The organism is Stutzerimonas kunmingensis (assembly GCF_014764705.1).
In the GTDB taxonomy this organism is placed as follows: domain Bacteria; phylum Pseudomonadota; class Gammaproteobacteria; order Pseudomonadales; family Pseudomonadaceae; genus Stutzerimonas.
The window spans coordinates 14,683-37,419 of the sequence record NZ_JACXXG010000018.1; the positions used below are offsets into that span (position 1 = coordinate 14,683).

Sequence of the window (22,737 nt, forward strand, 5' to 3'; positions counted from 1 at the left end):
CCGACTGCTCCCCCCTCCGAGGCTGTTCCGACGATGTTGATCCTGCGCGGCGCTCCCGCTCTTTCCGCCTTCCGTCATGGCAAGCTCCTGGCACAACTGACCGATAAGGTCCCCGCCGTCAGCGGGCTGTATGCCGAGTTCGCCCATTTCGCCGAAGTTTCCGGCACGCTCGGCGCGGATGAGCAGAACGTACTGACCCGCCTGCTGAAGTACGGCCCCAGTGTGCCGGTGCAGGAACCTGCCGGGCGGCTGTTCCTCGTGGTGCCTCGCTTCGGCACCATTTCGCCGTGGTCGAGCAAGGCCAGCGATATCGCCCACAACTGCGGGCTGGAGAAGGTCCAGCGGCTGGAGCGGGGTATCGCCTATTACGTGCAGGGCGAGTTTTCCGATAGCGATGCACAGCTGATTGCCGCAGCGCTTCACGACCGCATGACGCAAATGGTGCTCGATCGTTTCGAAGCAGCCGCCAACCTGTTCAGCCATGCCGAGCCCAAGTCGCTGACTGCCGTGGACATCCTCGGTGGCGGTCGCGCCGCGCTGGAAAAGGCCAACACCGACCTGGGCCTGGCCCTGGCCGAAGACGAGATCGATTATCTGGTCAGTGCCTTCCAGGGCCTCAAGCGAAACCCGCACGACATCGAACTGATGATGTTCGCGCAGGCCAACTCCGAGCACTGCCGCCACAAGATCTTCAACGCCAGCTGGGACATCGACGGCGAGAGCCAGGACAAGTCGCTGTTCGGCATGATCAAGAACACCTACCAGATGCACAGCGAGAACGTGCTGTCCGCTTACAAAGACAATGCGTCGGTCATCGTCGGCCACACGGCAGGGCGTTTCTTCCCCAATCCTGAAACCCGCCAATACGGCGCGGTGCAGGAGCCGGTGCACATCCTGATGAAGGTGGAAACCCACAACCACCCGACCGCGATCTCGCCGTTCTCGGGTGCTTCCACCGGTTCCGGTGGCGAGATTCGCGACGAGGGCGCCACCGGCCGCGGCGCCAAGCCAAAGGCCGGTCTGACCGGTTTCACCGTCTCCAACCTGAACATCCCCGGCTTCGAGCAGCCGTGGGAACAGGCCTACGGCAAGCCGGAACGCATCGTCACGCCGCTGGACATCATGATTGAAGGCCCTCTGGGCGGCGCCGCGTTCAACAACGAGTTCGGCCGCCCGGCGCTGACCGGTTACTTCCGTACCTTCGAGCAGTCGATCAACACGCCGCGCGGCGACGAGGTGCGTGGTTATCACAAGCCGATCATGCTCGCTGGCGGCATGGGCAATATCCGTGAAGATCACGTGCAGAAGGCCGAGATCACCGTTGGCGCCAAGCTGATCGTGCTCGGCGGGCCGGCCATGCTGATCGGCCTGGGCGGCGGCGCCGCCTCCTCGGTCGCGACCGGTGCCAGCTCGGCCGATCTTGATTTCGCCTCAGTACAGCGCGAGAACCCGGAAATGGAACGCCGCTGCCAGGAGGTCATCGACCGCTGCTGGCAGCTGGGCGACCAGAACCCCATCGCCTTCATCCATGACGTCGGTGCCGGTGGCATTTCCAATGCCTTCCCGGAGCTGGTCAACGACGGTGGCCGCGGTGGCCGCTTCGAACTTCGCAACGTGCCTAACGACGAGCCGGGCATGGCCCCGCACGAGATCTGGAGCAACGAGTCCCAGGAGCGTTACGTGCTGGCCGTCAGTGCCGCCGATTTCGAGCGTTTCCAGGCTATCTGCGAACGTGAACGCTGCCCGTTCGCGGTTGTCGGCGAGGCGATCGAAGAGCCACAACTGACCGTCACCGACAGCCATTTCGGCAACACCCCGGTGGACATGCCGCTCGAAGTGCTACTCGGTAAGCCGCCGCGCATGCACCGCAGCGCCAGCCGCGAAGCGGAGCTGGGCGATGACTTCGATGCGGCTACTGTCGATCTGAATGAGGCGGTCACCCGGGTGCTGCGCCACCCAGCGGTCGCCAGCAAGAGCTTCCTGATCACCATCGGCGACCGCAGCATCACCGGCCAGGTAGCGCGAGATCAGATGGTCGGCCCTTGGCAGGTGCCGGTCGCCGACTGCGCCGTCACGGCTACCAGCTACGACGTTTACACCGGCGAGGCCATGGCGATGGGCGAGCGTACGCCGCTGGCACTGCTGGATGCCCCGGCGTCGGGCCGCATGGCCATCGGCGAAACGCTGACCAACCTGGCAGCGGCACGCATCGAGAAGATCTCCGACATCAAGTTGTCCGCCAACTGGATGGCCGCCGCCGGCCACCCCGGCGAAGACGCGCGGCTGTACGACACCGTGCGAGCCGTCGGCATGGAGCTGTGCCCGCAGCTGGGCCTGACCATTCCGGTGGGCAAGGACTCGATGTCAATGAAGACCCGTTGGTCGGAGGAGGGCGCCGAGAAAAGCGTGACCTCGCCGATGTCGCTGATCGTTTCCGGCTTCGCCCCGGTCACTGATATCCGCCAGACCCTGACCCCGCAGTTGCGCTTGGACAAGGGCGCAACGGACCTGATCCTGATCGATCTGGGATGCGGCCAGAACCGCATGGGTGCTTCGATTCTTGCGCAGGTGTACGGTCAGCTTGGTCGCCAGGCACCCGACGTCGATGATGCCGAAGACCTGCAGGCGTTCTTCGCCGTGGTCCAGGGGCTGAACGCCGACGGTCTGCTACTGGCCTACCACGACCGTTCCGACGGTGGTCTGCTGACCACTGTGCTGGAAATGGCGTTTGCCGGTCACTGTGGCCTGAGTCTGAATCTCGATGGCCTGCTGGAGAGTGCCGCAGATGTCGCACCGATGCTCTTCAACGAGGAGCTTGGTGCGGTGATTCAGGTGCGTCAGGACGACACCGAGATCGTGCTGGCACAGTTCAGCGCAGCCGGTCTGGGTGACTGTGTCGCGGTCATCGGTCAGCCGGTCAACAATGGCCATGTGTCGATCAAGCACGGCGAAAACGAAGTCTTCGCCGGTGAGCGCCGCCTGCTGCAGCGCCAGTGGGCAGAAACCAGCTATCAGATCCAGCGTCTGCGCGATAACGCCGAGTGCGCCGATCAGGAGTTCGACGCGCTGCTCGAAGAGGACAACCTGGGTCTCAGTGCCAAGCTCAGCTTCGACGTGAACGAGGACATCGCTGCGCCCTACATCAAGCGTGGCATTCGTCCGCAGATTGCGGTGCTGCGCGAGCAGGGCGTCAACGGCCAAGTAGAGATGGCGGCGGCGTTCGACCGTGCCGGTTTTGCCGCGGTCGACGTGCACATGAGCGATATCCTTTCCGGTCGTGTCAGCCTTGAGGAGTTCAAGGGCCTGGTCGCCTGCGGTGGCTTCTCCTACGGCGACGTGCTCGGCGCCGGTGAAGGCTGGGCCAAGTCGATCCTGTTCAATGCGCGTGCACGGGATGGCTTCCAGGCCTTCTTCGAGCGCAAGGACAGCTTCGCTCTCGGCGTGTGCAATGGTTGCCAGATGATGAGCAACCTGCACGAGCTGATCCCGGGCACCGAGAACTGGCCTCACTTCGTGCGTAACCGCTCGGAGCAGTTTGAAGCGCGGGTGGCGATGGTTCAGATTCAGGATTCGCCATCGATCTTCCTGCAGGGCATGGCCGGCTCCCGCCTGCCGATCGCCATCGCCCACGGCGAAGGCCATGCGGAGTTCGAGAGCGAAGAGGCCATGCTGCAGGCAGATCTTTCCGGCACCGTGGCGCTGCGCTTCGTGGATAACCACGGCAAGGTCACCGAGCGTTACCCGGCCAACCCGAACGGCTCGCCGCGCGGTATCACCGGTCTCAGCAGTCGCGATGGCCGCGTGACCATCATGATGCCGCACCCGGAGCGGGTGTTCCGCGCTGTGACCAACTCCTGGCGCCCTGACGAGTGGCAGGAAGACGGCGGCTGGATGCGCATGTTCCGCAATGCGCGGGTCTGGGTCGACTGACCGACCGGGTCAATCTGGCCATTCCCGAGGAGCCCGTCGATAGCATATCGGCGGGCTTTTTCATTTGTGACAAAGGTCTATGAACCGGCAGCGCAAAGCGTCGTCTGAGCTATGACGCGCCGCACTATTCGGCGCGCACACGGATGGCATAATGCCAGTTCGCTCGGCCGGTGGAGGTCGGGCTCATCTGCACGGAGAGGTCGATGTACAAGCTGTGTTTCTATGTTCCAGACAGTCATCTGGAAGCGGTCAAGAAAGCAGTGTTCGCCGCCGGCGCTGGCCGCATAGGCGCATATGACAGTTGCTGCTGGCAGGTGCTGGGGCAGGGGCAGTACCGCCCGTTGGAGGGAAGCCAGCCTTTTATCGGGCAAACCGGGCAGGTGCAGCACATTCCCGAGTGGAAGGTCGAATTGGTTGTGGCGGACGAGCTGATTCACGACAGCGTGAAGGCAATGAAGAAGGCCCATCCGTATGAAACGCCTGCGTTCGACGTCTGGCGTTTGTCCGACATGCAGTTCTAGCCTAACGGGTCGGGGCAGTCCTGGCGATTGCGGCGCCCCGGCATTGATTCCTGGCGTTACGGGCGAATCTCGATCAGCGTGCCATCCTTCACCAGCGCCCAGATCTCGCGCATGTCGCTGTTGCTCAGCGCGATGCAGCCCTCGGTCCAGTCCAGGGTGTGGAAGAACCACTCCGGATACTCCTCATCCAGTGGCGTGCCGTGCAGCATGATCATGCTTCCAGGCGCTACGCCTTCCTGCTGTGCGCGGGCCAGGTCACGCGCGTTGGGGTAGGAGATGTGCATCGACAGGTTGTATTTGTCGCTGGTCTTGCGCCAGTCGATCCAGTAGAAGCCTTCCGGCGTGCGCTTGTCGCCTTCGCGCAGCTTTGCACCGTCGGGTTGTTTGCCCAGCGAAACGCGATAGCTCTTGAGTGTCTGGCCAGCGCTGACCAGATGGAGTTTGCGTTCCGACTTGATTACCAGCACTTTGTCGATGGGTGAACCGCCCAGGCTGGGCGTCGCATTGGCGTGGGAGAACGCGGTAAAGGTGAGGCAGAGCAGGGCGAGCAGCCAGCGCATCGAGGCTTTCCTTCGAACTTCATCAGACCTGTATGTGCCAGCCGGTCCGGCAGACACTTCAGTCTGCGCGGGCGTGGCCCTGCTGGCGGTTGCGATAGCTTGTCACGGCCTCGTTGCGCACCGGGAAGGTCTGCTGCACCCGGTCGGCGAAGAAGCATTCTAGGGTACGGCCGATGGTCGGAAAAGCCAGCTCGGACCAAGGGATGTCTTGCTGATGAAAGAGCTTCACTTCCAGGCTTTCGTCTCCGGCACAGAAGTCCAGATCGACGAGCTCAGCGCGGAAGAACATGTAGACCTGATTGATATGTGGCAGGTCGAACAGGGTATACAGCTGCAGGTCACGCACTCTGGCGCAGGCCTCTTCGAGTGTTTCGCGCTCTGCGGCCTGCTGCATGGTTTCGCCGTTCTCCATGAAGCCGGCCGGCAGGGTCCAATAGCCCCGGCGCGGTTCGATCGCACGCCGACAGAGCAGCACGCGATCATCCCAGACGGGTACGCAGCCGGCGACTATTCTCGGGTTCTGATAGTGCACCGTTTGGCAGCTGACGCAGACGAAGCGCGGCCGGTTGTCGCCGTCCGGTACGCGGACCAGCACCGGATCGCCGCACTGGTTGCAGTATTTCATTGGGGCCTTCCTGATTGCTCCGGGAAATATTGGGCTGTTCACACGGATTCGGCAAGGCAGCCTCTGCGCCGTTCGGGGTGGCTCTGACCCGCCTGGTTCGCAGTTGTAACATCGATATCGCTTCGAGGCGTTGGAGCTTCTCGTTTGGCGCTCTCCGGGCCTTGGGCGGCTCCGCCTTTCATGCCATGATGCCGATCAAAGACGAAACGAGAAAATACATGCTGGACACAATACTCCACCGGGTGCGCGCTCATTCCCCGCATCTTCTGGAGCCGGAAGGCCGCCTGCCCGAGGCGGCCGTGTTGATGCCAATCACCCGCAGCGAGTCGCCGGAGCTGGTGCTGACGCTTCGCGCCGCCGGTCTTTCCACCCATGGTGGAGAAGTGGCGTTCCCCGGCGGTCGACGCGATCCGGAAGACCGCGATCTACTGCACACCGCGCTGCGTGAGGCCGAGGAAGAGGTTGGCCTGGCGCCAGGCATGGTCGAGGTCGTCGGCCCGCTCAGCAGCCTGGTGTCGGTGCATGGCATCCACGTCACGCCTTATGTCGGTCTGGTTCCGGACTATGTCGAGTACCGCGCCAACGATGCCGAAATCGCCTCCGTGTTCTCTGTGCCGCTGGAATTCTTCTGCGAAGATCCGCGCGAGGTCACGCACCGCATCGATTACCAGGGACAGAGCTGGTACATCCCGTCCTACCGCTATGGCGAATACCAGATTTGGGGCCTGACCGCGATCATGATCGTCGAGCTGGTCAATGTCATATACGACGCCGGCATCGAAATGCGCCGCGCGCCTGCCGCATTCATCGATCTGTCCGGGCGGCGCGAGCCCTGAGCTGCACCGTCGCAGGGTCGAGCGGCATTCCTGTGGCCTGAGTACAACTGACAAGAAGAGGTGTGTCGTGAAATACCGTCTGGGAGAGTCGCGGGTCGAAGCGCATCCGCAAAGCTGGGTAGCCCCCAATGCCACGCTGGTCGGCAAGATCAGGCTGGATGCGGGTGCAAGCGTCTGGTTTGGCGCCGTTCTGCGTGGTGACAACGAGTTGATCCACATCGGTGAGAACAGCAACGTGCAAGACGGCAGCGTGATGCACACCGATATGGGGCATCCGTTGACCCTGGGTACCGGCGTCACGGTTGGCCACAACGCCATGTTGCACGGTTGCACGGTCGGTGATTACAGCCTGATCGGCATCAATGCGGTGGTGCTCAACGGCGCGAAGATCGGCAAGCACTGCATCATTGGCGCCAACACCCTGATTGCCGAGGGCAAGGAAATTCCCGATGGCTCACTGGTGGTCGGCTCGCCAGGCAAAGTGGTGCGTGAGCTGAGCGATGAGCAGAAGAAGATGCTCGAAGCCAGCGCCGCTCACTACGTGCATAACGCTCAGCGGTACGCGCGTGAGCTGGAGCGCGATGAGTGAACACGCAGGAAAAGCCGGTCGCCTCGCCCTGCGTCAGTCTCTGCGCTCTGGATGAGGATGACCTGTGCGTCGGTTGCCAGCGAAGCGCGGATGAGATCCGGCGCTGGGGGTTGATGAGCAACGAGGAGCGGCGCGAGGTGCTTCAACGCTGCAGCGAGCGACTTCGCCTCAGTGGCCAGCTGATGTAGGCGCGTGCCGGGTTCGTTTGTATTTCCAGAGTCGCGAGGATTCCATGCCAAGAATAGGTACACCATTGTCTTCCAGCGCTACGCGCGTCCTGCTCTGTGGCTGCGGCGAGCTTGGCAAGGAGCTGGTTATTGAGCTGCAGCGGCTTGGCGTGGAAGTCATAGCGGTCGACCGCTACGCCAATGCACCAGCCATGCAGGTTGCGCACCGCAGCCACGTGGTCGACATGCTCGACGGTGCTGCGCTGCGAGCGTTGATCGAGCAGGAGCGACCGCATTACATCGTGCCGGAGATCGAGGCCATCGCCACCGCTACCCTGGTCGAGCTGGAGGGCGAAGGCTACACCGTGATACCCACGGCCCGGGCCGCGCAGCTGACGATGAATCGCGAAGGCATTCGCCGACTGGCCGCAGAGGAGCTGGGCTTGCCGACTTCACCCTATCGCTTCGCGGATTCGCTGGAGGAGTGTCGCTCGGCGGCGATGACGCTGGGCTTTCCCTGTCTGGTCAAGCCGGTGATGAGCTCGTCCGGCAAGGGGCAGTCGGTGCTGCGCAGCGAAGCCGATATCAATGCCGCCTGGGGTTATGCGCAGGCCGGCGGTCGTGCAGGTCGCGGCCGGGTCATCGTCGAGGGCTTCATCGACTTTGATTATGAAATCACCTTGCTGACGGTGCGCCATGCGGGTGGCACGAGCTTCTGTGAGCCGGTCGGCCACCGCCAGGAGAAGGGCGACTATCAAGAGTCATGGCAGCCGCAGCCGATGGCGCCGGCGGCGATGGCCGAGGCGAAGCGCATTGCACTGGCGGTCACCGAGGCGTTGGGTGGGCGGGGCATCTTTGGCGTCGAGTTGTTCGTCAAAGGCGATCAGGTCTGGTTCTGCGAAATCTCCCCGCGTCCTCACGATACCGGCCTTGTGACACTGGTTTCGCAGGACCTTTCCGAGTTCGCGCTGCATGCGCGGGCCATTCTCGGCCTGCCGATTCCGAGCATCCGCCAGATGGGCTCGGCGGCTTCAGCGGTGATTCTGGTAGAAGGTGAATCCACCGAAGTGAGCTTCGGCAATCTCGCTGCTGCGCTTGCAGAACCGGATACCGCGCTGCGTCTGTTCGGCAAGCCCGGTGTAAGCGGCCAACGGCGCATGGGGGTCGCGCTGGCGCGGGACGTATCCATCGATGCGGCGAGAGAAAAGGCGTTGCGTGCAGCTGCCGCGGTGAAAGTGGAGCTGTGAGGCTGGCGGGCCGGCTTGCTGCCGCCCCGATTACTCGGGTTGCTGCTCGTCCGAGGATGTGTCGTCGATGGTCCAGGCGCGTACGCTTTTCACGCGGTTATCGGCCGCTTGCAGGATTTCCAGCCGGTAGTTGCCGATCTGCAAGCAGATGCCGCTATCCGGCATGTGCTCAAGGGCCTCGGTGATGAGGCCGTTGAGCGTCTTGGGGCCGTCGCAAGGCAACTTCCACCCGAGGGCCCGGTTTACCTCGCGAATGTAGGCGGCGCCATCGATCACCAGCGTGCCGTCGTCCTGCGGGTGAATATCCGGGCTGCGCAGTACGTCCTGATTGCTGAACTCGCCGACGATCTCTTCGAGGATGTCCTCAAGCGTGACGATGCCGCGGACGTCGCCGTATTCGTCGACCACGATGCCGATCCGTCGCTTCTGCTTCTGGAAGTTCAGCAGCTGGGTGGAAAGCGGAGTATTTTCCGGTACGAAATAGGGTTCGTTACAGGCTTCGAGCAGGCTTTCCTTGGTTAGCTGGTCATGACTGAGCAGGCGGGCAATCTGTCGCATATGGACGATGCCTTCGATCTGGTTGATGTCGTTGCGAAACACCGGCAGGCGAGTATGTGGCGTGGTGCGCAGCTGACCGATGATCGATTCCAGATCGTCATCGAGATCGATCCCGGTAACCTCGTTGCGCGGGATCATGATGTCGTCGACAGTGACCCGCTCCAGGTCGAGAATGCCGAGCAACATGCTCTGGCGATTCAGCGGCAGGTCGGTGCCGGATTCGCGTACGACGCTGCGTAGCTCCTCGGTGGACAGGCTGTCGTTGCCCTTGTTGGACAGGTCGACGCCAAGCAGCTTGAGCAGCCCGTTGCTTACCCAGCCGAGCATGGCAACCAGGGGATAAAGCACCTTCTGCAACAGCTTCAGCGGCAGGCTGACCGGGTAGGCGACAATCTCCGGGCGTAGTGCGGCCAGGGTTTTCGGCGTGATTTCGCCGAAGATCAGCAAGATGATGGTCAGGCCGATGGTGGCAATCGCGATCCCTGCTTCGCCCCATAGCTGCATCGCGAGCACGGTGGCGATGGATGAGGCCAGGATGTTGACGAAGTTGTTGCCAACCAGAATGGTGCCCAGCAGGCGGTCAGGATGGGCCAGCAGTTCGCTGGCGCGCTGCGCGCCTCGATGCCCTTCCTTGGCCTGATGCCTGAGGCGGTAGCGGTTGAGGCTGAGCATGCCGGTTTCGGAGCTGGAGAAGAATGCCGAGCACAGCAGCAGAAAGACCAGCAGTCCGACCAGAAAGCCGGGGTGTAGATTTTCCACGGGTTAGCCTGTTTGCGTCAGATGTGCAGGATGAATTCGCGGACGAGCTTGCTGCCGAAATACGCCAGCATCAGCAGGCAGAAACCGACCAGTGTCCAGCGGATGGCCTTGTAGCCGCGCCAGCCAAGCTGGTGGCGCCCCCACAGCAGCAGGCCGAAGACGATCCAGGCAACCACCGAAAGGAGTGTCTTGTGGACCAGGTGCTGCGCAAAAAGGTCATCAAGAAACAGCCAGCCGGAAAGCAGTGAGGCGGACAGAAGCAGCCAACCTGCCCAGAGAAAGCCGAACAACAGGCTTTCCATCGTCTGCAGAGGCGGGAAGTTGCGGATCAGGCCCGAGGGATGCTTGTGCTTGAGGTGGTGATCCTGCAGCAGCAGCAACAAGGCCTGGAAGACCGCAATGGTCAGCATGCCGTAGGCCAGGATCGACAGCAGGATATGCGCGAGTATGCCCGGCTCCTCAGCAATCGCAGGTGCAGTGCCGGATGGGGCGAACTGGGCGAAGAGTACCGTCAGGCAGCCCAGTGGAAAGAGCAGCAGCAGCAGGTTTTCCACTGGCATCCGATGCAGCGCCAGTAGTATCAGCAGGATGACAGCAGCGGCAATCAGGCTTGAGGCGGTGAAGAAGTCCAAGTGCAGGCCGCTTGGTGATATCAGCTGGATGAAAAGGCTGATCCCATGGGCAAGCAGAGCGAGCAGTCCGACTGTCAGCAGCAGACGTCTGTCCGGCACGGCGCGTTGTGCCAGACGCAAACTTTGATAACCCGTGGCGCCGGCATACAGAGCCGCGGCGGCAAGGCTGGGTAGCAGAGGGTGCATAAGTTCCGGTAACGGGCTCGAAAGGTCGTGAGTGTGGCACAAAGACCCGAGGCGCAAAAGCGGTGGCCGGGTTACGGATCGTCACGGCGTGCGATGCGCCGCATGCTGCGCCATCCATCCCTGGCTTTGGGTCGCGCGGCGGCTGGCGCGGCCAGGTAAATACGAAAAGCCGTGCAGTCGGGGTACCGGCCGGACGCCCGCACCTTCTATAATCTCGCCCTTCAGCACCACAGCGTGGAATGGCTCATGTTCGAAAACCTAACCGACCGCCTCTCACAAACGCTTCGCCACGTCACCGGCAAGGCGAAGCTGACCGAGGACAACATCAAGGACACGCTGCGTGAAGTGCGGATGGCGCTGCTCGAGGCCGACGTCGCACTGCCGGTGGTCAAGGAGTTCGTCAATCGGGTCAAGGAGCGCGCTGTTGGCACCGAGGTCTCGAAGAGCCTGACTCCGGGTCAGGCGTTCGTGAAGATCGTTCGCGCAGAGCTGGAAGAGTTGATGGGCGCGGCCAACGAGGACCTGGCGCTTCAGGTCACTCCGCCGGCCGTGGTGCTGATGGCCGGCCTGCAGGGGGCGGGCAAGACCACCACCGTGGGGAAGCTGGCGCGCTTCCTCAAGGAGCGCAAGAAGAAGAGCGTGCTGGTGGTTTCGGCTGACGTCTATCGTCCGGCTGCGATCAAGCAGCTCGAAACCCTGGCCGGCGAAGTGGGTGTGACCTTCTTCCCTTCCGATATCAGCCAGAAGCCGGTGGAGATCGCCCAGGCGGCCATCCGTGAAGCCAAGCTCAAGTTCATTGACGTGGTGCTGGTGGATACTGCCGGTCGTCTGGCCGTTGATGCCGAGATGATGGCCGAGATCCAGGCTGTACACGCCGCGATCAATCCTGCCGAAACGCTGTTCGTGGTCGATGCCATGACGGGCCAGGACGCGGCAAACACCGCCAAGGCGTTCGGCGAAGCACTGCCGCTGACCGGTGTGGTGTTGACCAAGGTGGATGGCGATGCGCGTGGTGGTGCCGCGCTTTCGGTGCGGCACGTGACCGGGAAGCCGATCAAGTTCCTCGGCATGGGCGAGAAGAGTGACGCCCTTGAACCTTTCCATCCGGATCGTATCGCCTCTCGCATCCTCGGCATGGGCGATGTGCTCAGCCTTATCGAGCAGGCCGAGCAGACCCTTGATCGCGAGAAGGCCGAGAAGCTCACCAAGAAGCTCAAGAAGGGCAAAGGGTTCGATCTCGAGGACTTCCGCGATCAGCTACAGCAGATGAAGAACATGGGCGGCCTCGGTGGCTTGATGGACAAGCTGCCATCGATCGGTGGCGTCAACCTGTCGCAGATGGGGCATGCTCAGGGCGCAGCGGAGAAGCAGTTCATGCAGATGGAGGCGATCATCAACTCGATGACGCCTGCCGAGCGACGCAATCCTGACATCATCAGTGGATCGCGCAAGCGCCGTATCGCCATGGGGTCAGGTACCCAGGTGCAGGATATCGGCCGGCTGATCAAGCAGCACAAGCAGATGCAGAAGATGATGAAAAAGGTCACCGGCAAGGGTGGCATGACCAAGATGATGCGCGGCATGGGCGGCATGTTCCCAGGCGGCGGCATGCCGAAGTTCTAGAGAGTGTCTTGTCGCGGCGCTGAGCCGCGACGTAATGCGGTCTGCAGCCTGATGCCGGGTATCACCTAGCTCCGGCTGAGACCTTTAGTAAAAGAGTTTGCAAAATCCCCGGCATTCCTTAAAATGTGCGGCCTTTCGGGCCTAGGCCCATTTTAAGTGTGTGCCTTAAGTAAGTTAGCACCGACTACAGGAACGATGTTCACATGGTAACTATTCGTCTCGCCCGTGGCGGCTCCAAGAAGCGCCCTTTCTACCACCTGACCGTGACCAACAGCCGCAACCCGCGTGATGGTCGCTTCGTCGAGCGCATCGGTTTCTTCAACCCGATCGCCACTGGTGCGGAAGTGAAGCTTTCTGTAAACCAGGAGCGCGCTACTTACTGGCTGAGCCAGGGCGCACAGCCGTCTGAGCGCGTTGCTCAGCTGCTGAAGGAAGCTGCTAAGGCCGCTGCCTGAATCTCATGAACGCAACGTCTGCTCCGGTCGATGACCTGGTTGTCATCGGCAAGATCGTTTCGGTGCATGGCGTACGCGGTGACGTAAAGGTCTATTCCTTTACTGATCCGATCGACAACCTGCTGGGCTATCGACGCTGGACGCTGAGGCGAGGCGACGAGGTGAAGCAGGTCGAGTTGGTCAAGGGGCGCCTCCAGGGGAAGATCCTGGTGGCAACGCTGAGTGGGTTGGATGATCGCGAAGTTGCGCGTACCTACGCCGATTTCGAGATATGCATCCCGCGTAGCGAACTGCCCGCCTTGGACGACGGTGAGTACTACTGGTATCAGCTTCAGGGCTTGAAGGTCATCAATCAGGCTGGGCAGTTGCTTGGTCAGATCGATCACCTGCTTGAAACCGGAGCCAACGACGTGATGGTCGTGAAGCCTTGTGCTGAAAGCCTGGACGATCGCGAGCGTCTGCTGCCTTACACCGATCAATGCGTGTTGAAGATCGATCTGGTAGCGGGCGAGATGCAGGTCGATTGGGACGCGGATTTCTGAACGGCATGTCCGCTTTGCGCGTCGAGGTCATCAGCCTTTTCCCGGATATGTTCGCAGCGATATGTGACTACGGGATTACCAGTCGTGCCGTGAAGCAGGGGTTGTTGCAGTTGAGCTGCTGGAACCCCAGAAGCTACACCGAAGACCGCCACCAAACAGTGGACGACCGCCCATTCGGCGGTGGCCCCGGCATGGTGATGAAGATCAAGCCGCTCGAGCTTGCCTTGGCTGACGCCAAACAGGCTGCGGGTGAGACGGCGAAGGTGATCTACCTCTCGCCGCAGGGGCGCCAGCTGAAACAGGCTGATGTCCGCGAGATGGCAAAAGAGGATGCGCTTATCCTGATTGCCGGTCGCTACGAAGGTATTGATGAGCGCTTCATCGAAGCGCATGTCGATGAGGAATGGTCGATTGGTGATTACGTGTTGTCCGGTGGCGAGTTGCCGGCAATGGTGCTGATCGACGCCGTGACGAGGCTGCTTCCGGGCGCCCTGGGTCATGCTGGTTCCGCCGAGGAGGATTCGTTCACCGACGGCCTGCTCGACTGTCCGCACTACACGCGTCCTGAGGTGTATGCGGGTAAATGTGTTCCTGATGTGCTGCTCAGCGGCAACCACGAACACATCCGACGCTGGCGCTTGCAGCAGTCCCTTGGAAGGACCTGGGAGCGACGCGCCGATCTTCTGGATAGCCGCTCGCTTTCTGGAGAAGAACAGAAGCTGCTGGCGGAATACATCCGCCAGCGGGACGATAGTTAACGTATCGATGGCAACCCACAGGGTTGACCTTAGGAGCACAGCATGACCAACAAGATCATTCAGCAGCTCGAAGCCGAGCAGATGAACAAAGAAATCCCGCCGTTCGCACCGGGCGACACCGTTATCGTTCAGGTGAAGGTGAAGGAAGGCGAGCGTCAGCGTCTGCAGGCCTTCGAAGGCGTCGTGATTGGCAAGCGCAACCGCGGTCTGAACAGTGCTTTCACCGTTCGCAAGATCTCCAACGGTGTAGGCGTCGAGCGTACTTTCCAGAGCTACAGCCCGATGGTCGACAGCATCAGCGTCAAGCGTCGCGGTGACGTGCGCAAGGCCAAGCTGTACTACCTCCGCGCGCTGTCCGGCAAGGCCGCCCGCATCAAGGAAAAGCTGGTCTAAGACCGCGGTTCCGCAAAAAAAGCAGCCCTCGGGCTGCTTTTTTCGTTTCTAGGGCCTGCTGATTCCGGCGGAGCGAGACTTGTGCCTGCGATTGGGGCAGCGATCGGATGAAGAGATTCCGATTCGTTTGCGCTCTGGCCGCATCGGGACGCCTGTGGAAAACTGTTGCCCCCCTTCTGATTGAAGCTGTCATGCCTGCACTCGACGACCCCGTCATCGACCGTTACCTCGATGCGCTCTGGCTGGAAAAAGGGCTGGCGGACAATAGCCGCGAGGCCTACCGCAGCGACCTCGCATTGTTCAACGGCTGGCTGGAGGAGCGAGGCGTTCGACTTGCCACCGCCGGGCGCGAGATCATTCTCGATTACCTCGCATGGCGTCTGAACAATGGTTACAAGGCGCGCTCCACGGCGCGCTTTCTGTCAGGCTTACGGGGCTTTTATCGCTACCTGTTACGCGAGGGCGAGATCGCCGTCGATCCGACCTTGCGCGTGGATCTGCCACGGCTTGGACGTCCCTTGCCGAAAGCGCTGTCCGAAGCCGATGTAGAGGCATTGCTGACGGCGCCAGATATTGGAGAGCCGTTAGGTCTGCGTGATCGCGCCATGCTCGAGGTGCTTTATGCCTGCGGGTTGCGGGTTACCGAGTTGATCAGCCTGACGCTCGAGCAGGTAAGCATGCGCCAGGGCGTCGTGCGAACGTTCGGTAAAGGTAATAAAGAGCGTCTTGTGCCGCTTGGCGATGAAGCTTTGCACTGGCTGGAGCGTTATCAGCGCGATGGTCGTGAACTCTTGCTCTCGGGCAAGGCCAGTGATGTGCTGTTTCCCAGTCAGCGCGGTGGCCAGATGACACGCCAGACCTTCTGGCACCGGATCAAGCTGCACGCGAAGGTCGCCGGTGTCGCCGCATCGATTTCACCGCATACCTTGCGCCACGCTTTCGCCACGCACTTGCTCAACCATGGCGCGGATCTGCGCACCGTGCAGATGTTGCTTGGTCACAGCGACCTGTCGACCACTCAGATCTACACCCACATTGCGCGAGCGCGGTTGCAGGAGTTGCATGCGGCGCACCATCCACGCGGCTAGGGCAGAGCGCCGGCGCTGGTAGGCCGTGGTCTCGGCGGCGGCCCAGAGAAGCAGCTAGCAGTTTGTACGGCATGGCTATGATAGGCTTTGCGCCTTTCCCCGATTGTCGCTGCCAGGAGTTTCCATGGGCGTGATTCGTATGTTCGCTGCCGCCGTTGCAGGTCTGGCCAGCGTTGTTGTAATGGCCGCCGATCCGGATCAGGCGATTCGCCAGTCTTTGCAGAAGATCCAGCCGGACATGCCCATCGAGGCTATTGCCGAGAGCCCGATGCCCGGGGTTTATCAGGTTCAGCTGGAGGGCGGGCGGCAGCTGTATGCCAGCGCTGATGGGCAGTTCGTCATCCAGGGCTATCTCTACCAGTTCAAGGATGGTCAGGCCGTCAACCTGACCGAGCAAGCTCAAAGCAAGTCGGTGGCCAAGCAGATCAACTCGATCCCGGCCAGCGAGATGGTGGTGTTCGCGCCCAAGGAACCCAAGACCCATATCACCGTATTTACCGATACTGACTGTGGCTACTGCCAGAAGCTGCACAGCGAGGTTTCGCAGTTGAACCGCCTCGGCGTTGAGGTTCGCTATGTCGCGTTTCCGCGGCAGGGGATGGGTAGCCATGGGGCCAATACCCTGACCAGCGTGTGGTGCGCCAAGGATCGCCAGGACGCCATGAACAAGGCCAAGGCGCGTGAAGATCTGCCCACAGCCAGCTGCGAGACGCCTATCGAAAAGCAGTATCAGCTTGGCCAGATGATCGGCGTACAGGGCACGCCTGCCATCATTCTCGCCAACGGTCAGATGATTCCCGGCTATCAGCCGGCGGCCCAATTAGCAGAAGTTGCGCTCGCTGCCGAGTAATGCGTTGAGGCCATTGGTCCGATTCATTCGGGCTGATTGCCGATAGTGGAACTGGCTGGCCTGATGCGTTCAAAACCCTAAGGGTCTGAATGAGGAGGGCGTGATGAAGCTCGAAGGTTCCTGTCACTGTCAGGCTGTGCGGTTCAGCCTAGAATCCGCGCAGCCGTATCCTTTCATGCGCTGCTACTGCTCGATCTGTCGCAAGACAGCGGGTGGCGGCGGCTACGCGATCAATCTTGGTGGTGACTATCGAAGCCTGCAGGTCGAGGGGCGGGAGCATCTTGGCGTCTACCAGGCGCATATCACCGATGCCGAGACTGGCGAGGTAAAGATCAGTGATGGTCGCCGCCACTTCTGTCGACACTGCGCCAGTGCGTTGTGGTTGTGGGATCCGAGCTGGCCCGAGCTGGTGCATCCCTTTGCATCGGCGATCGACACCGATCTGCCCATCCCGCTGGAGCACACGCATCTGATGCTCGACTCCAAGGCCAGTTGGGTAGAGCCGCAGGTACAGGGACATGATCGCTGTTTTGCCGAATACCCGGATGAGTCGCTCGCGCAATGGCATCAGCGGTTGAAACTTGACGATCGGGCGTGCCCGCAGCAAGGCGAGGCTGATTGACTAAAAGCTGCTCCCTTCGTAATGTGCGACTCTTTTGTCGACCGGCAGGTCCGGTCGTCTCGCTGTGAATGGGGAGTTCAGCTTGAAACCGGTGAAAGTTGGCATCTGTGGGCTGGGAACCGTCGGTGGCGGTACCTTCAATGTGCTCAAACGCAACGCCGAGGAGATTGCCCGCCGTGCCGGGCGCGGAATCGAGGTTGCGCAGATTGCCACCCGGCACCCGAATCCCAAGTGCGATACCGGTACGACAGCCATCACGGCGGACATCTTCGATGTCGTGAACAACCCCGAAATCGACATCGTTGTCGAGCTGATCGGCGGCTATACCCTGGCCAAGGAGCTCGTCCTCAAGGCCATCGAGAATGGCAAGCATGTGGTCACCGCCAACAAGGCGCTGATCGCCGTGCATGGCAACGAAATCTTCGCCAAGGCGTGCGAGAAGGGCGTAATCGTCGCCTTCGAAGCCTCGGTCGCGGGTGGTATTCCGGTCATCAAGGCGATTCGTGAAGGGTTGGCCGGTAACCGCATCAACTGGCTGGCGGGAATCATCAACGGCACCGGCAACTTCATCCTCACCGAGATGCGTGAAAAGGGGCGCACCTTCGAGGACGTTCTCAAGGAAGCCCAGGAGCTCGGCTACGCCGAGGCCGACCCGACCTTCGACGTCGAGGGCATTGATGCCGCGCACAAGCTTACGATCCTGGCGTCCATCGCTTTCGGGATCCCGCTGCAGTTCGACAAGGCTTACACCGAGGGCATCGCGCGCCTGACCACGGCTGATGTGAATTACGCCGAAGCGCTGGGCTATCGCATCAAGCACCTGGGCGTCGCCCGCCGCACCGATGCTGGCATCGAACTGCGCGTTCATCCGACACTGATTCCGGCCGACCGCCTGATCGCCAACGTCAATGGCGTGATGAATGCGGTCATGGTCAATGGCGACGCCGTCGGCAGCACGCTCTACTACGGCGCCGGTGCAGGCATGGAGCCGACCGCTTCGGCAGTCGTGGCCGACCTCGTGGATGTGACCCGGGCCCTGACCACCGATCCGAACAATCGCGTGCCGCATCTGGCGTTCCAGCCCGACTCGCTGTCCGATCATCCAATTCTGCCGATCAGTGCCTGCGAGAGCGCCTACTACCTGCGCATCCAGGCCAAGGACCATCCGGGCGTGCTGGCTCAGGTGGCAACCATTCTCTCCGAGCGTGGCATCAACATCGAGTCGATCATGCAGAAGGAGGCCGAAGTCCAGGACGGTCTGGTTCCTGTGATTCTGGTGACCCATCGAGTGGTCGAGCAGCGTATCGACGATGCTATCGCTGCGTTGGAAGCCCTCGATGATGTGGCGGACAAGGTCGTGCGCATTCGCGTCGAACAGCTCAACTAACCAAGCCGCAGGCCGCAGCTGCAGGCACGGAACAGCCTGATACCTGCAGCGCCAGCCTGCCGCTCGAACCGAAGGTTTGAACAAATGCGCTACATCAGCACTCGCGGCCAGGCGCCGGCCCTGAACTTCGAAGACGTCCTGCTGGCCGGCCTGGCCAGCGATGGCGGCCTGTACGTGCCGGAGAACCTGCCGCGGTTCACCGTGGAAGAAATTGCCTCTTGGGCCGGCCTGCCGTATCACGAGCTGGCCTTTCGGGTCATGCGCCCGTTCGTTGCCGGCAGCATTCCGGACGCCGACTTCAAGCGAATCCTCGAAGAAACCTATGGCGTCTTCGCCCATAGCGCCATCGCCCCGCTGCGTCAGCTGAACGGCAACGAGTGGGTGCTGGAGCTGTTTCACGGCCCAACCCTGGCGTTCAAGGATTTCGCCTTGCAGCTGCTCGGTCGTCTGCTCGATCACGTGCTGGCCAAGCGTGGCGAGCGCGTGGTGATCATGGGCGCCACCTCCGGTGATACCGGTTCGGCGGCCATCGAAGGCTGCAAGGCCTGCGACAACGTCGACATCTTCATCATGCACCCGCACAACCGCGTATCCGAGGTGCAGCGCCGGCAGATGACCACCATCCTCGGCGACAACATTCACAACATCGCCATCGAAGGCAACTTCGACGACTGCCAGGAGATGGTCAAGGCCAGCTTTGCCGACCAGGGTTTCCTCAAGGGCACCCGTCTGGTGGCAGTCAACTCGATCAACTGGGCGCGGATCATGGCCCAGATCGTCTACTACTTCCACGCTGCACTGCAGCTCGGCGGTCCGGCGCGCTCCGTGGCGTTCTCGGTGCCGACCGGCAATTTCGGCGACATCTTTGCCGGCTATCTGGCGCGTAACATGGGCCTGCCGATCAACCAGCTGATCGTTGCTACCAACCGCAACGACATCCTGCATCGCTTCATGTCCGGCAACCGCTACGACAAGGACACGCTGCACGCGTCGCTGTCGCCGTCGATGGACATCATGGTGTCGTCGAACTTCGAGCGTCTGCTGTTCGACCTGCATGGTCGCAATGGCAAGGCCGTGGCCGAATTGCTGGATGGTTTCCGTGCCAGCGGCAAGCTGTCGGTGGAAGAGGAACGCTGGGCCGAAGCGCGCAAGCTGTTCGATTCGCTGGCCGTGGATGACGAGCAGACCTGCGCCACCATCGCTCAGGTCTTCAAGGAAACCGGCGAGGTGCTCGATCCGCATACGGCTATCGGCGTGCATGCCGCACGCGAATGCCGTCGCAGCCTGAGCATCCCGATGGTGACACTGGGCACCGCGCACCCGGTGAAATTCCCGGATGCGGTGGAGAAGGCGGGTATTGGCCAGGCACTTGCCCTGCCGGCGCACCTGGCTGATCTGTTCGAACGCAGCGAGCGTTGCACGGTGCTGCCGAACGACCTGAAGGCCGTTCAGGCCTTCGTTGGCCAGCACGGCAACCGGGGCAAGCAGCTGTAAACGCTGCGGTAATACAAAAAAGGCCAGTCGCATGACTGGCCTTTTTTCGTTTACAGCCTCGATCTCGACTGCTGGCATTGCAAAGCGGGCCTTCGCCCCGATGCGCCGTATCCCGGACGTTACTCGTCGAACTCTTCCCAGCCGCCCATTTCCCGCCAACGATTGACGATGCCGCAGAACAGCTCGGCAGTCTTCTCGGTGTCGTACCGGGCCGAGTGCGCCTCGCGGCCGTCGAAGTCGATCCCGGCGGCCTGGCAGGCCTTGGCCAGCACGGTCTGACCGTAGGCAAGGCCAGCGAGGGTGGCGGTGTCGAAGCTGGAGAAGGGGTGGAACGGGTTGCCCTTGATCTCGCAACGAGCGATCGCTGCGTTGAGAAATCCCAGGTCGAAGCTGCTGTTATGACCGACCAGAATCGCGCGCTTGCAGCCGGCGGATTTCACCGCCTTGCGCACGCTGCGAAAGATATCGGTCAGGGCCTGCGATTCGGGCACGGCCATGCGCAGCGGATGGTCGAGCTTGATGCCGGTGAACTCCAGCGCGGCTGCCTCGATGTTGGCGCCAGCGAAAGGCTCCACGCGGTAGAACAAGGTGTCCTGCGGGTACAGCAGGCCTTGCTCGTCCATGCCGATGGTCACGGCCGCAATTTCCAGCAGCGCATCCGTTGCGCTGTTGAAGCCGCCGCACTCGACATCGATCACCACTGGCAGGAAACCACGGAAACGCCGCGCCATCGGCGAGCGGGGTTTGCCCGGCAGGTGCTCTTCGAGCTCGTCTTCGAAGTGTTCTTCGCTCATGCGTTCGTCTCCAGACGCCAGTGCAGTCGTTCCCCGGCACGCAGCGGCACGACGACCTGCTCACCGAATGGCAGATTGGCCGGCACGTTCCACTCCTCGCGCACCAGGGTGATCTGCGTGGTGTTGCGCGGCAGACCGTAGAAATCCGGACCGAAGTGACTGGCAAAGGGTTCCAGTTTGTCCAGCGCCTGCCGCTGCTCGAAGGCTTCGGCGTACAGCTCGATGGCCGCATGCGCGGTATAGCACCCAGCACAACCGCAGGCAGCTTCCTTGCCGTGCTGTGCGTGGGGGGCCGAGTCGGTGCCGAGGAAGAACTTCGGGTTGCCGCTGGTGGCGGCACCCAGCAGGGCTTCCTGGTGAACGTTGCGCTTGAGCACCGGCAGGCAGAAAAGGTGCGGACGAATGCCGCCGACCAGCATGTGGTTGCGGTTGTACAGCAGGTGGTGCGCGGTGATGGTGGCGCCGACGTTGGTGCCTGCCGCCTGGACGAACTGCACGGCGTCACGGGTGGTGATGTGCTCGAACACCACTTTCAGGGTTGGGAAGCGCGCGGTGACGCGACTCAACTGCTCGTCGATGAAGTGCTTCTCGCGATCGAAGATATCGATCTCGCTGCGCGTGACCTCGCCGTGGACCAGCAAAGGCAGGCCGACCTCGGCCATGGTTTCCAGCACACCGAAGATGTTGTCGATCGCGGTCACGCCGGAAGCGGAGTTGGTGGTCGCGCCTGCCGGATATAGCTTGGCGGCATGCACGAAGCCGCTGGCCTTGGCCTGGCGGATATCGTCAGAACTGGTGCTGTCGGTGAGATAGAGCACCATCAATGGCGTGAAATCACTGCCGGCCGGCCGAGCCGCCAGGATGCGCTGGCGATAGGCTTCGGCCTCGTCGGCATTGCGTACCGGTGGCACCAGGTTCGGCATGATGATGGCGCGGGCGAACTGGCGAGCAGCATCCGCGACGGTGTGAGGCAGGGCGGCGCCGTCGCGCAGGTGGATGTGCCAGTCGTCGGGGCGCAACAGGGTGAGTCGGTCGGACATGCAGGGGTTTCCAGGCGGGTGAAACGTGCGCGAATGCTACCGGAAAAGCCCGGAGACGGCATCTTGCCTTCGTCTGCCAGGCTTGGGCACTGACCGTGACACGCTCAAGTTTGCCGGTCGGGCACCGATACCTAGAAGGAATACGCATCCTCTCGGAGTTCATCGTGCGCCTGCGCCCCCTCGTACTGTTGTGCCTGCTCGCTTCACCGGCCAACGCCCTGACATTCCAGACGCGGCTGGAACGGGTGCAATGGCAGGTGGAGGGCGATCAGTTCGAGTGCCGACTGACCCAGCCCATCGCCGGTTTCGGCAGCGGCGAGTTCGTCAGGCGTGCCGGCGAACAGGCGGTCTTTCGTCTGCACTCGCCGGAGCGCTGGCTTCGCGCCGGCTCGGCGACACTGCTCGCCGCAGCGGCGCCTTGGCAACCGTCGCGCAGTGATATCAATCTCGGCGTGGTCACCGTGAGTGGTGGCGATATTCCGTTCAACAGCACCCAGCTACAGGCCGGGCGCCTGCTCAGCGGCCTGCTCGAAGGGCGTAGCCCGGTGGTTCGGCATCGCACCATGCACGGCGGCGATACCCTGGAGATTCGCCTGTTGCCGGCGCGCTTCGGCAAGGCTTATGAGGACTACCGCGCCTGTACGGCCAAGCTGCTGCCAGTCAATTTCGATCAGGTGCGCCAGTCGCAGATCGGTTTCCCGAGCAGCGATGTGGTGCTGGACGCTCAGGGGCGCGCCAGGCTCGATGTCGTTCTGCAGTACATGCGCGCCGATCCCAGTGTGAATCGCATCGAACTGGATGGCCACTCGGACAACAGCGGCAATCGCCTGCTCAATCGGGATCTGTCGCGCCGTCGCGCACTGGCGGTTCAGGAGTACCTGGTCGCCAGCGGCATAGCGCTGGAGCAGATCACCCTGCGCTTCCATGGCGAGCGCTATCCGCTGGTGGCCAACAGCAGCGAGGCCAATCGCGCGAAGAATCGGCGTGTCACCTTGCGCCTGGCGCGAGAAGCGGCGCCTCCTGCGCCCTCGGCTCCCGCCACCCCGTCGTCTTGATTGCCGCCGCAGCGGCGCGCCCCTGT

General features: G+C 62.0%; 23 protein-coding genes. 17 read left to right on the forward strand and 6 right to left on the reverse strand.

The window, feature by feature from the left end; all coding sequences use genetic code 11:
• Positions 1–33 precede the first annotated feature (33 nt).
• Positions 34–3,930 (forward strand): phosphoribosylformylglycinamidine synthase, encoded by a 3,897-nt coding sequence (gene purL / locus IEG05_RS14230; protein WP_191122290.1) that lies wholly within the window; start codon positions 34–36, stop codon positions 3,928–3,930.
• Positions 3,931–4,133: 203 nt separating this feature from the next.
• Positions 4,134–4,451: a YqfO family protein gene (locus IEG05_RS14235; protein WP_191122291.1), complete on the forward strand. Its 318-nt coding sequence runs from the start codon at positions 4,134–4,136 to the stop codon at positions 4,449–4,451.
• Positions 4,452–4,507: 56 nt separating this feature from the next.
• On the opposite strand, the gene IEG05_RS14240 is transcribed toward IEG05_RS14235, so the two are convergent.
• On the reverse strand, positions 4,508–5,011 hold the full coding sequence (locus tag IEG05_RS14240; protein WP_014821249.1) for a L,D-transpeptidase family protein: 504 nt from the start codon (positions 5,009–5,011) through the stop codon (positions 4,508–4,510).
• Between the two features lie 58 nt (positions 5,012–5,069).
• A complete protein-coding gene (locus IEG05_RS14245; RefSeq protein WP_046620927.1) occupies positions 5,070–5,636 on the reverse strand; it encodes an NUDIX hydrolase in 567 nt (188 codons plus the stop codon).
• A gap of 218 nt (positions 5,637–5,854) precedes the next feature.
• Between IEG05_RS14245 and IEG05_RS14250 the strand changes: the two genes are divergently transcribed.
• The 4 genes from IEG05_RS14250 to purT all read left to right on the forward strand — a co-directional run bounded on the left by IEG05_RS14250 (position 5,855) and on the right by purT (position 8,475).
• Positions 5,855–6,472 (forward strand): CoA pyrophosphatase, encoded by a 618-nt coding sequence (locus IEG05_RS14250; protein WP_014821247.1) that lies wholly within the window; start codon positions 5,855–5,857, stop codon positions 6,470–6,472.
• A gap of 67 nt (positions 6,473–6,539) precedes the next feature.
• Positions 6,540–7,061, forward strand: coding sequence for a gamma carbonic anhydrase family protein (locus IEG05_RS14255; protein ID WP_003303456.1), 522 nt, complete (start codon positions 6,540–6,542; stop codon positions 7,059–7,061).
• Positions 7,058–7,249, forward strand: a complete 192-nt coding sequence (locus IEG05_RS14260) for a DUF1289 domain-containing protein (protein WP_023444754.1) — start codon at positions 7,058–7,060, stop codon at positions 7,247–7,249. The genes IEG05_RS14255 and IEG05_RS14260 overlap by 4 nt, the downstream gene beginning before the upstream one ends.
• Positions 7,250–7,293: 44 nt before the next feature.
• Entirely contained in the window at positions 7,294–8,475 is a 1,182-nt protein-coding gene (gene purT / locus IEG05_RS14265; RefSeq protein WP_046620926.1) for a formate-dependent phosphoribosylglycinamide formyltransferase, read from the forward strand.
• Positions 8,476–8,505: 30 nt separating this feature from the next.
• Here purT and IEG05_RS14270 read toward each other — a convergent pair whose 3' ends face one another.
• Together IEG05_RS14270 and IEG05_RS14275 are read right to left on the reverse strand one after the other, a co-directional pair.
• Positions 8,506–9,792: an HlyC/CorC family transporter gene (locus tag IEG05_RS14270; RefSeq protein ID WP_014821243.1), complete on the reverse strand. Its 1,287-nt coding sequence runs from the start codon at positions 9,790–9,792 to the stop codon at positions 8,506–8,508.
• 17 nt (positions 9,793–9,809) lie between these two features.
• Positions 9,810–10,610 carry a cytochrome C assembly family protein gene (locus IEG05_RS14275; protein ID WP_023444752.1) on the reverse strand — a complete coding sequence of 267 codons (801 nt, stop codon included), beginning with the start codon at positions 10,608–10,610 and terminating at the stop codon, positions 9,810–9,812.
• A 246-nt stretch (positions 10,611–10,856) separates the two neighbouring features.
• Here IEG05_RS14275 and ffh point away from each other — a divergent pair, with 246 nt between their 5' ends.
• The 10 genes from ffh to thrC all read left to right on the forward strand — a co-directional run bounded on the left by ffh (position 10,857) and on the right by thrC (position 19,822).
• Complete coding sequence (gene ffh, locus IEG05_RS14280) at positions 10,857–12,233, forward strand: signal recognition particle protein (protein ID WP_014821241.1); 1,377 nt, start codon at positions 10,857–10,859, stop codon at positions 12,231–12,233.
• A 203-nt stretch (positions 12,234–12,436) separates the two neighbouring features.
• Positions 12,437–12,688 (forward strand): 30S ribosomal protein S16, encoded by a 252-nt coding sequence (rpsP, locus tag IEG05_RS14285; protein WP_003293628.1) that lies wholly within the window; start codon positions 12,437–12,439, stop codon positions 12,686–12,688.
• A 5-nt stretch (positions 12,689–12,693) separates the two neighbouring features.
• A complete protein-coding gene (rimM, locus tag IEG05_RS14290; RefSeq protein ID WP_014821240.1) occupies positions 12,694–13,230 on the forward strand; it encodes a ribosome maturation factor RimM in 537 nt (178 codons plus the stop codon).
• A gap of 5 nt (positions 13,231–13,235) precedes the next feature.
• Positions 13,236–13,988: a tRNA (guanosine(37)-N1)-methyltransferase TrmD gene (gene trmD / locus IEG05_RS14295; RefSeq protein WP_044313806.1), complete on the forward strand. Its 753-nt coding sequence runs from the start codon at positions 13,236–13,238 to the stop codon at positions 13,986–13,988.
• Positions 13,989–14,030: 42 nt separating this feature from the next.
• Complete coding sequence (gene rplS / locus IEG05_RS14300; RefSeq protein ID WP_003303444.1) at positions 14,031–14,381, forward strand: 50S ribosomal protein L19; 351 nt, start codon at positions 14,031–14,033, stop codon at positions 14,379–14,381.
• 191 nt (positions 14,382–14,572) lie between these two features.
• Entirely contained in the window at positions 14,573–15,469 is an 897-nt protein-coding gene (gene xerD / locus IEG05_RS14305) for a site-specific tyrosine recombinase XerD (RefSeq protein WP_191122292.1), read from the forward strand.
• 124 nt (positions 15,470–15,593) lie between these two features.
• A complete protein-coding gene (locus IEG05_RS14310; protein WP_041014746.1) occupies positions 15,594–16,319 on the forward strand; it encodes a thioredoxin fold domain-containing protein in 726 nt (241 codons plus the stop codon).
• A gap of 103 nt (positions 16,320–16,422) precedes the next feature.
• The gene (locus tag IEG05_RS14315) at positions 16,423–16,941 is read left to right on the forward strand and encodes a GFA family protein (RefSeq protein ID WP_023444746.1); all 519 of its coding nucleotides are present in this window, start codon (positions 16,423–16,425) and stop codon (positions 16,939–16,941) included.
• Positions 16,942–17,023: 82 nt separating this feature from the next.
• The gene (locus tag IEG05_RS14320; RefSeq protein WP_003303438.1) at positions 17,024–18,328 is read left to right on the forward strand and encodes a homoserine dehydrogenase; all 1,305 of its coding nucleotides are present in this window, start codon (positions 17,024–17,026) and stop codon (positions 18,326–18,328) included.
• Positions 18,329–18,412: 84 nt separating this feature from the next.
• Positions 18,413–19,822, forward strand: a complete 1,410-nt coding sequence (gene thrC / locus IEG05_RS14325) for a threonine synthase (protein WP_046620918.1) — start codon at positions 18,413–18,415, stop codon at positions 19,820–19,822.
• Between the two features lie 119 nt (positions 19,823–19,941).
• Here thrC and rnt read toward each other — a convergent pair whose 3' ends face one another.
• Positions 19,942–20,616, reverse strand: a complete 675-nt coding sequence (gene rnt, locus IEG05_RS14330) for a ribonuclease T (RefSeq protein WP_191122293.1) — start codon at positions 20,614–20,616, stop codon at positions 19,942–19,944.
• A complete protein-coding gene (gene pyrC / locus IEG05_RS14335) occupies positions 20,613–21,656 on the reverse strand; it encodes a dihydroorotase (RefSeq protein WP_191122294.1) in 1,044 nt (347 codons plus the stop codon). Before pyrC ends, rnt begins: the two co-directional genes overlap by 4 nt.
• Positions 21,657–21,820: 164 nt before the next feature.
• Here pyrC and IEG05_RS14340 point away from each other — a divergent pair, with 164 nt between their 5' ends.
• Positions 21,821–22,711, forward strand: a complete 891-nt coding sequence (locus tag IEG05_RS14340; RefSeq protein ID WP_046620915.1) for a flagellar protein MotY — start codon at positions 21,821–21,823, stop codon at positions 22,709–22,711.
• The last annotated feature ends 26 nt before the right edge of the window (positions 22,712–22,737 follow it).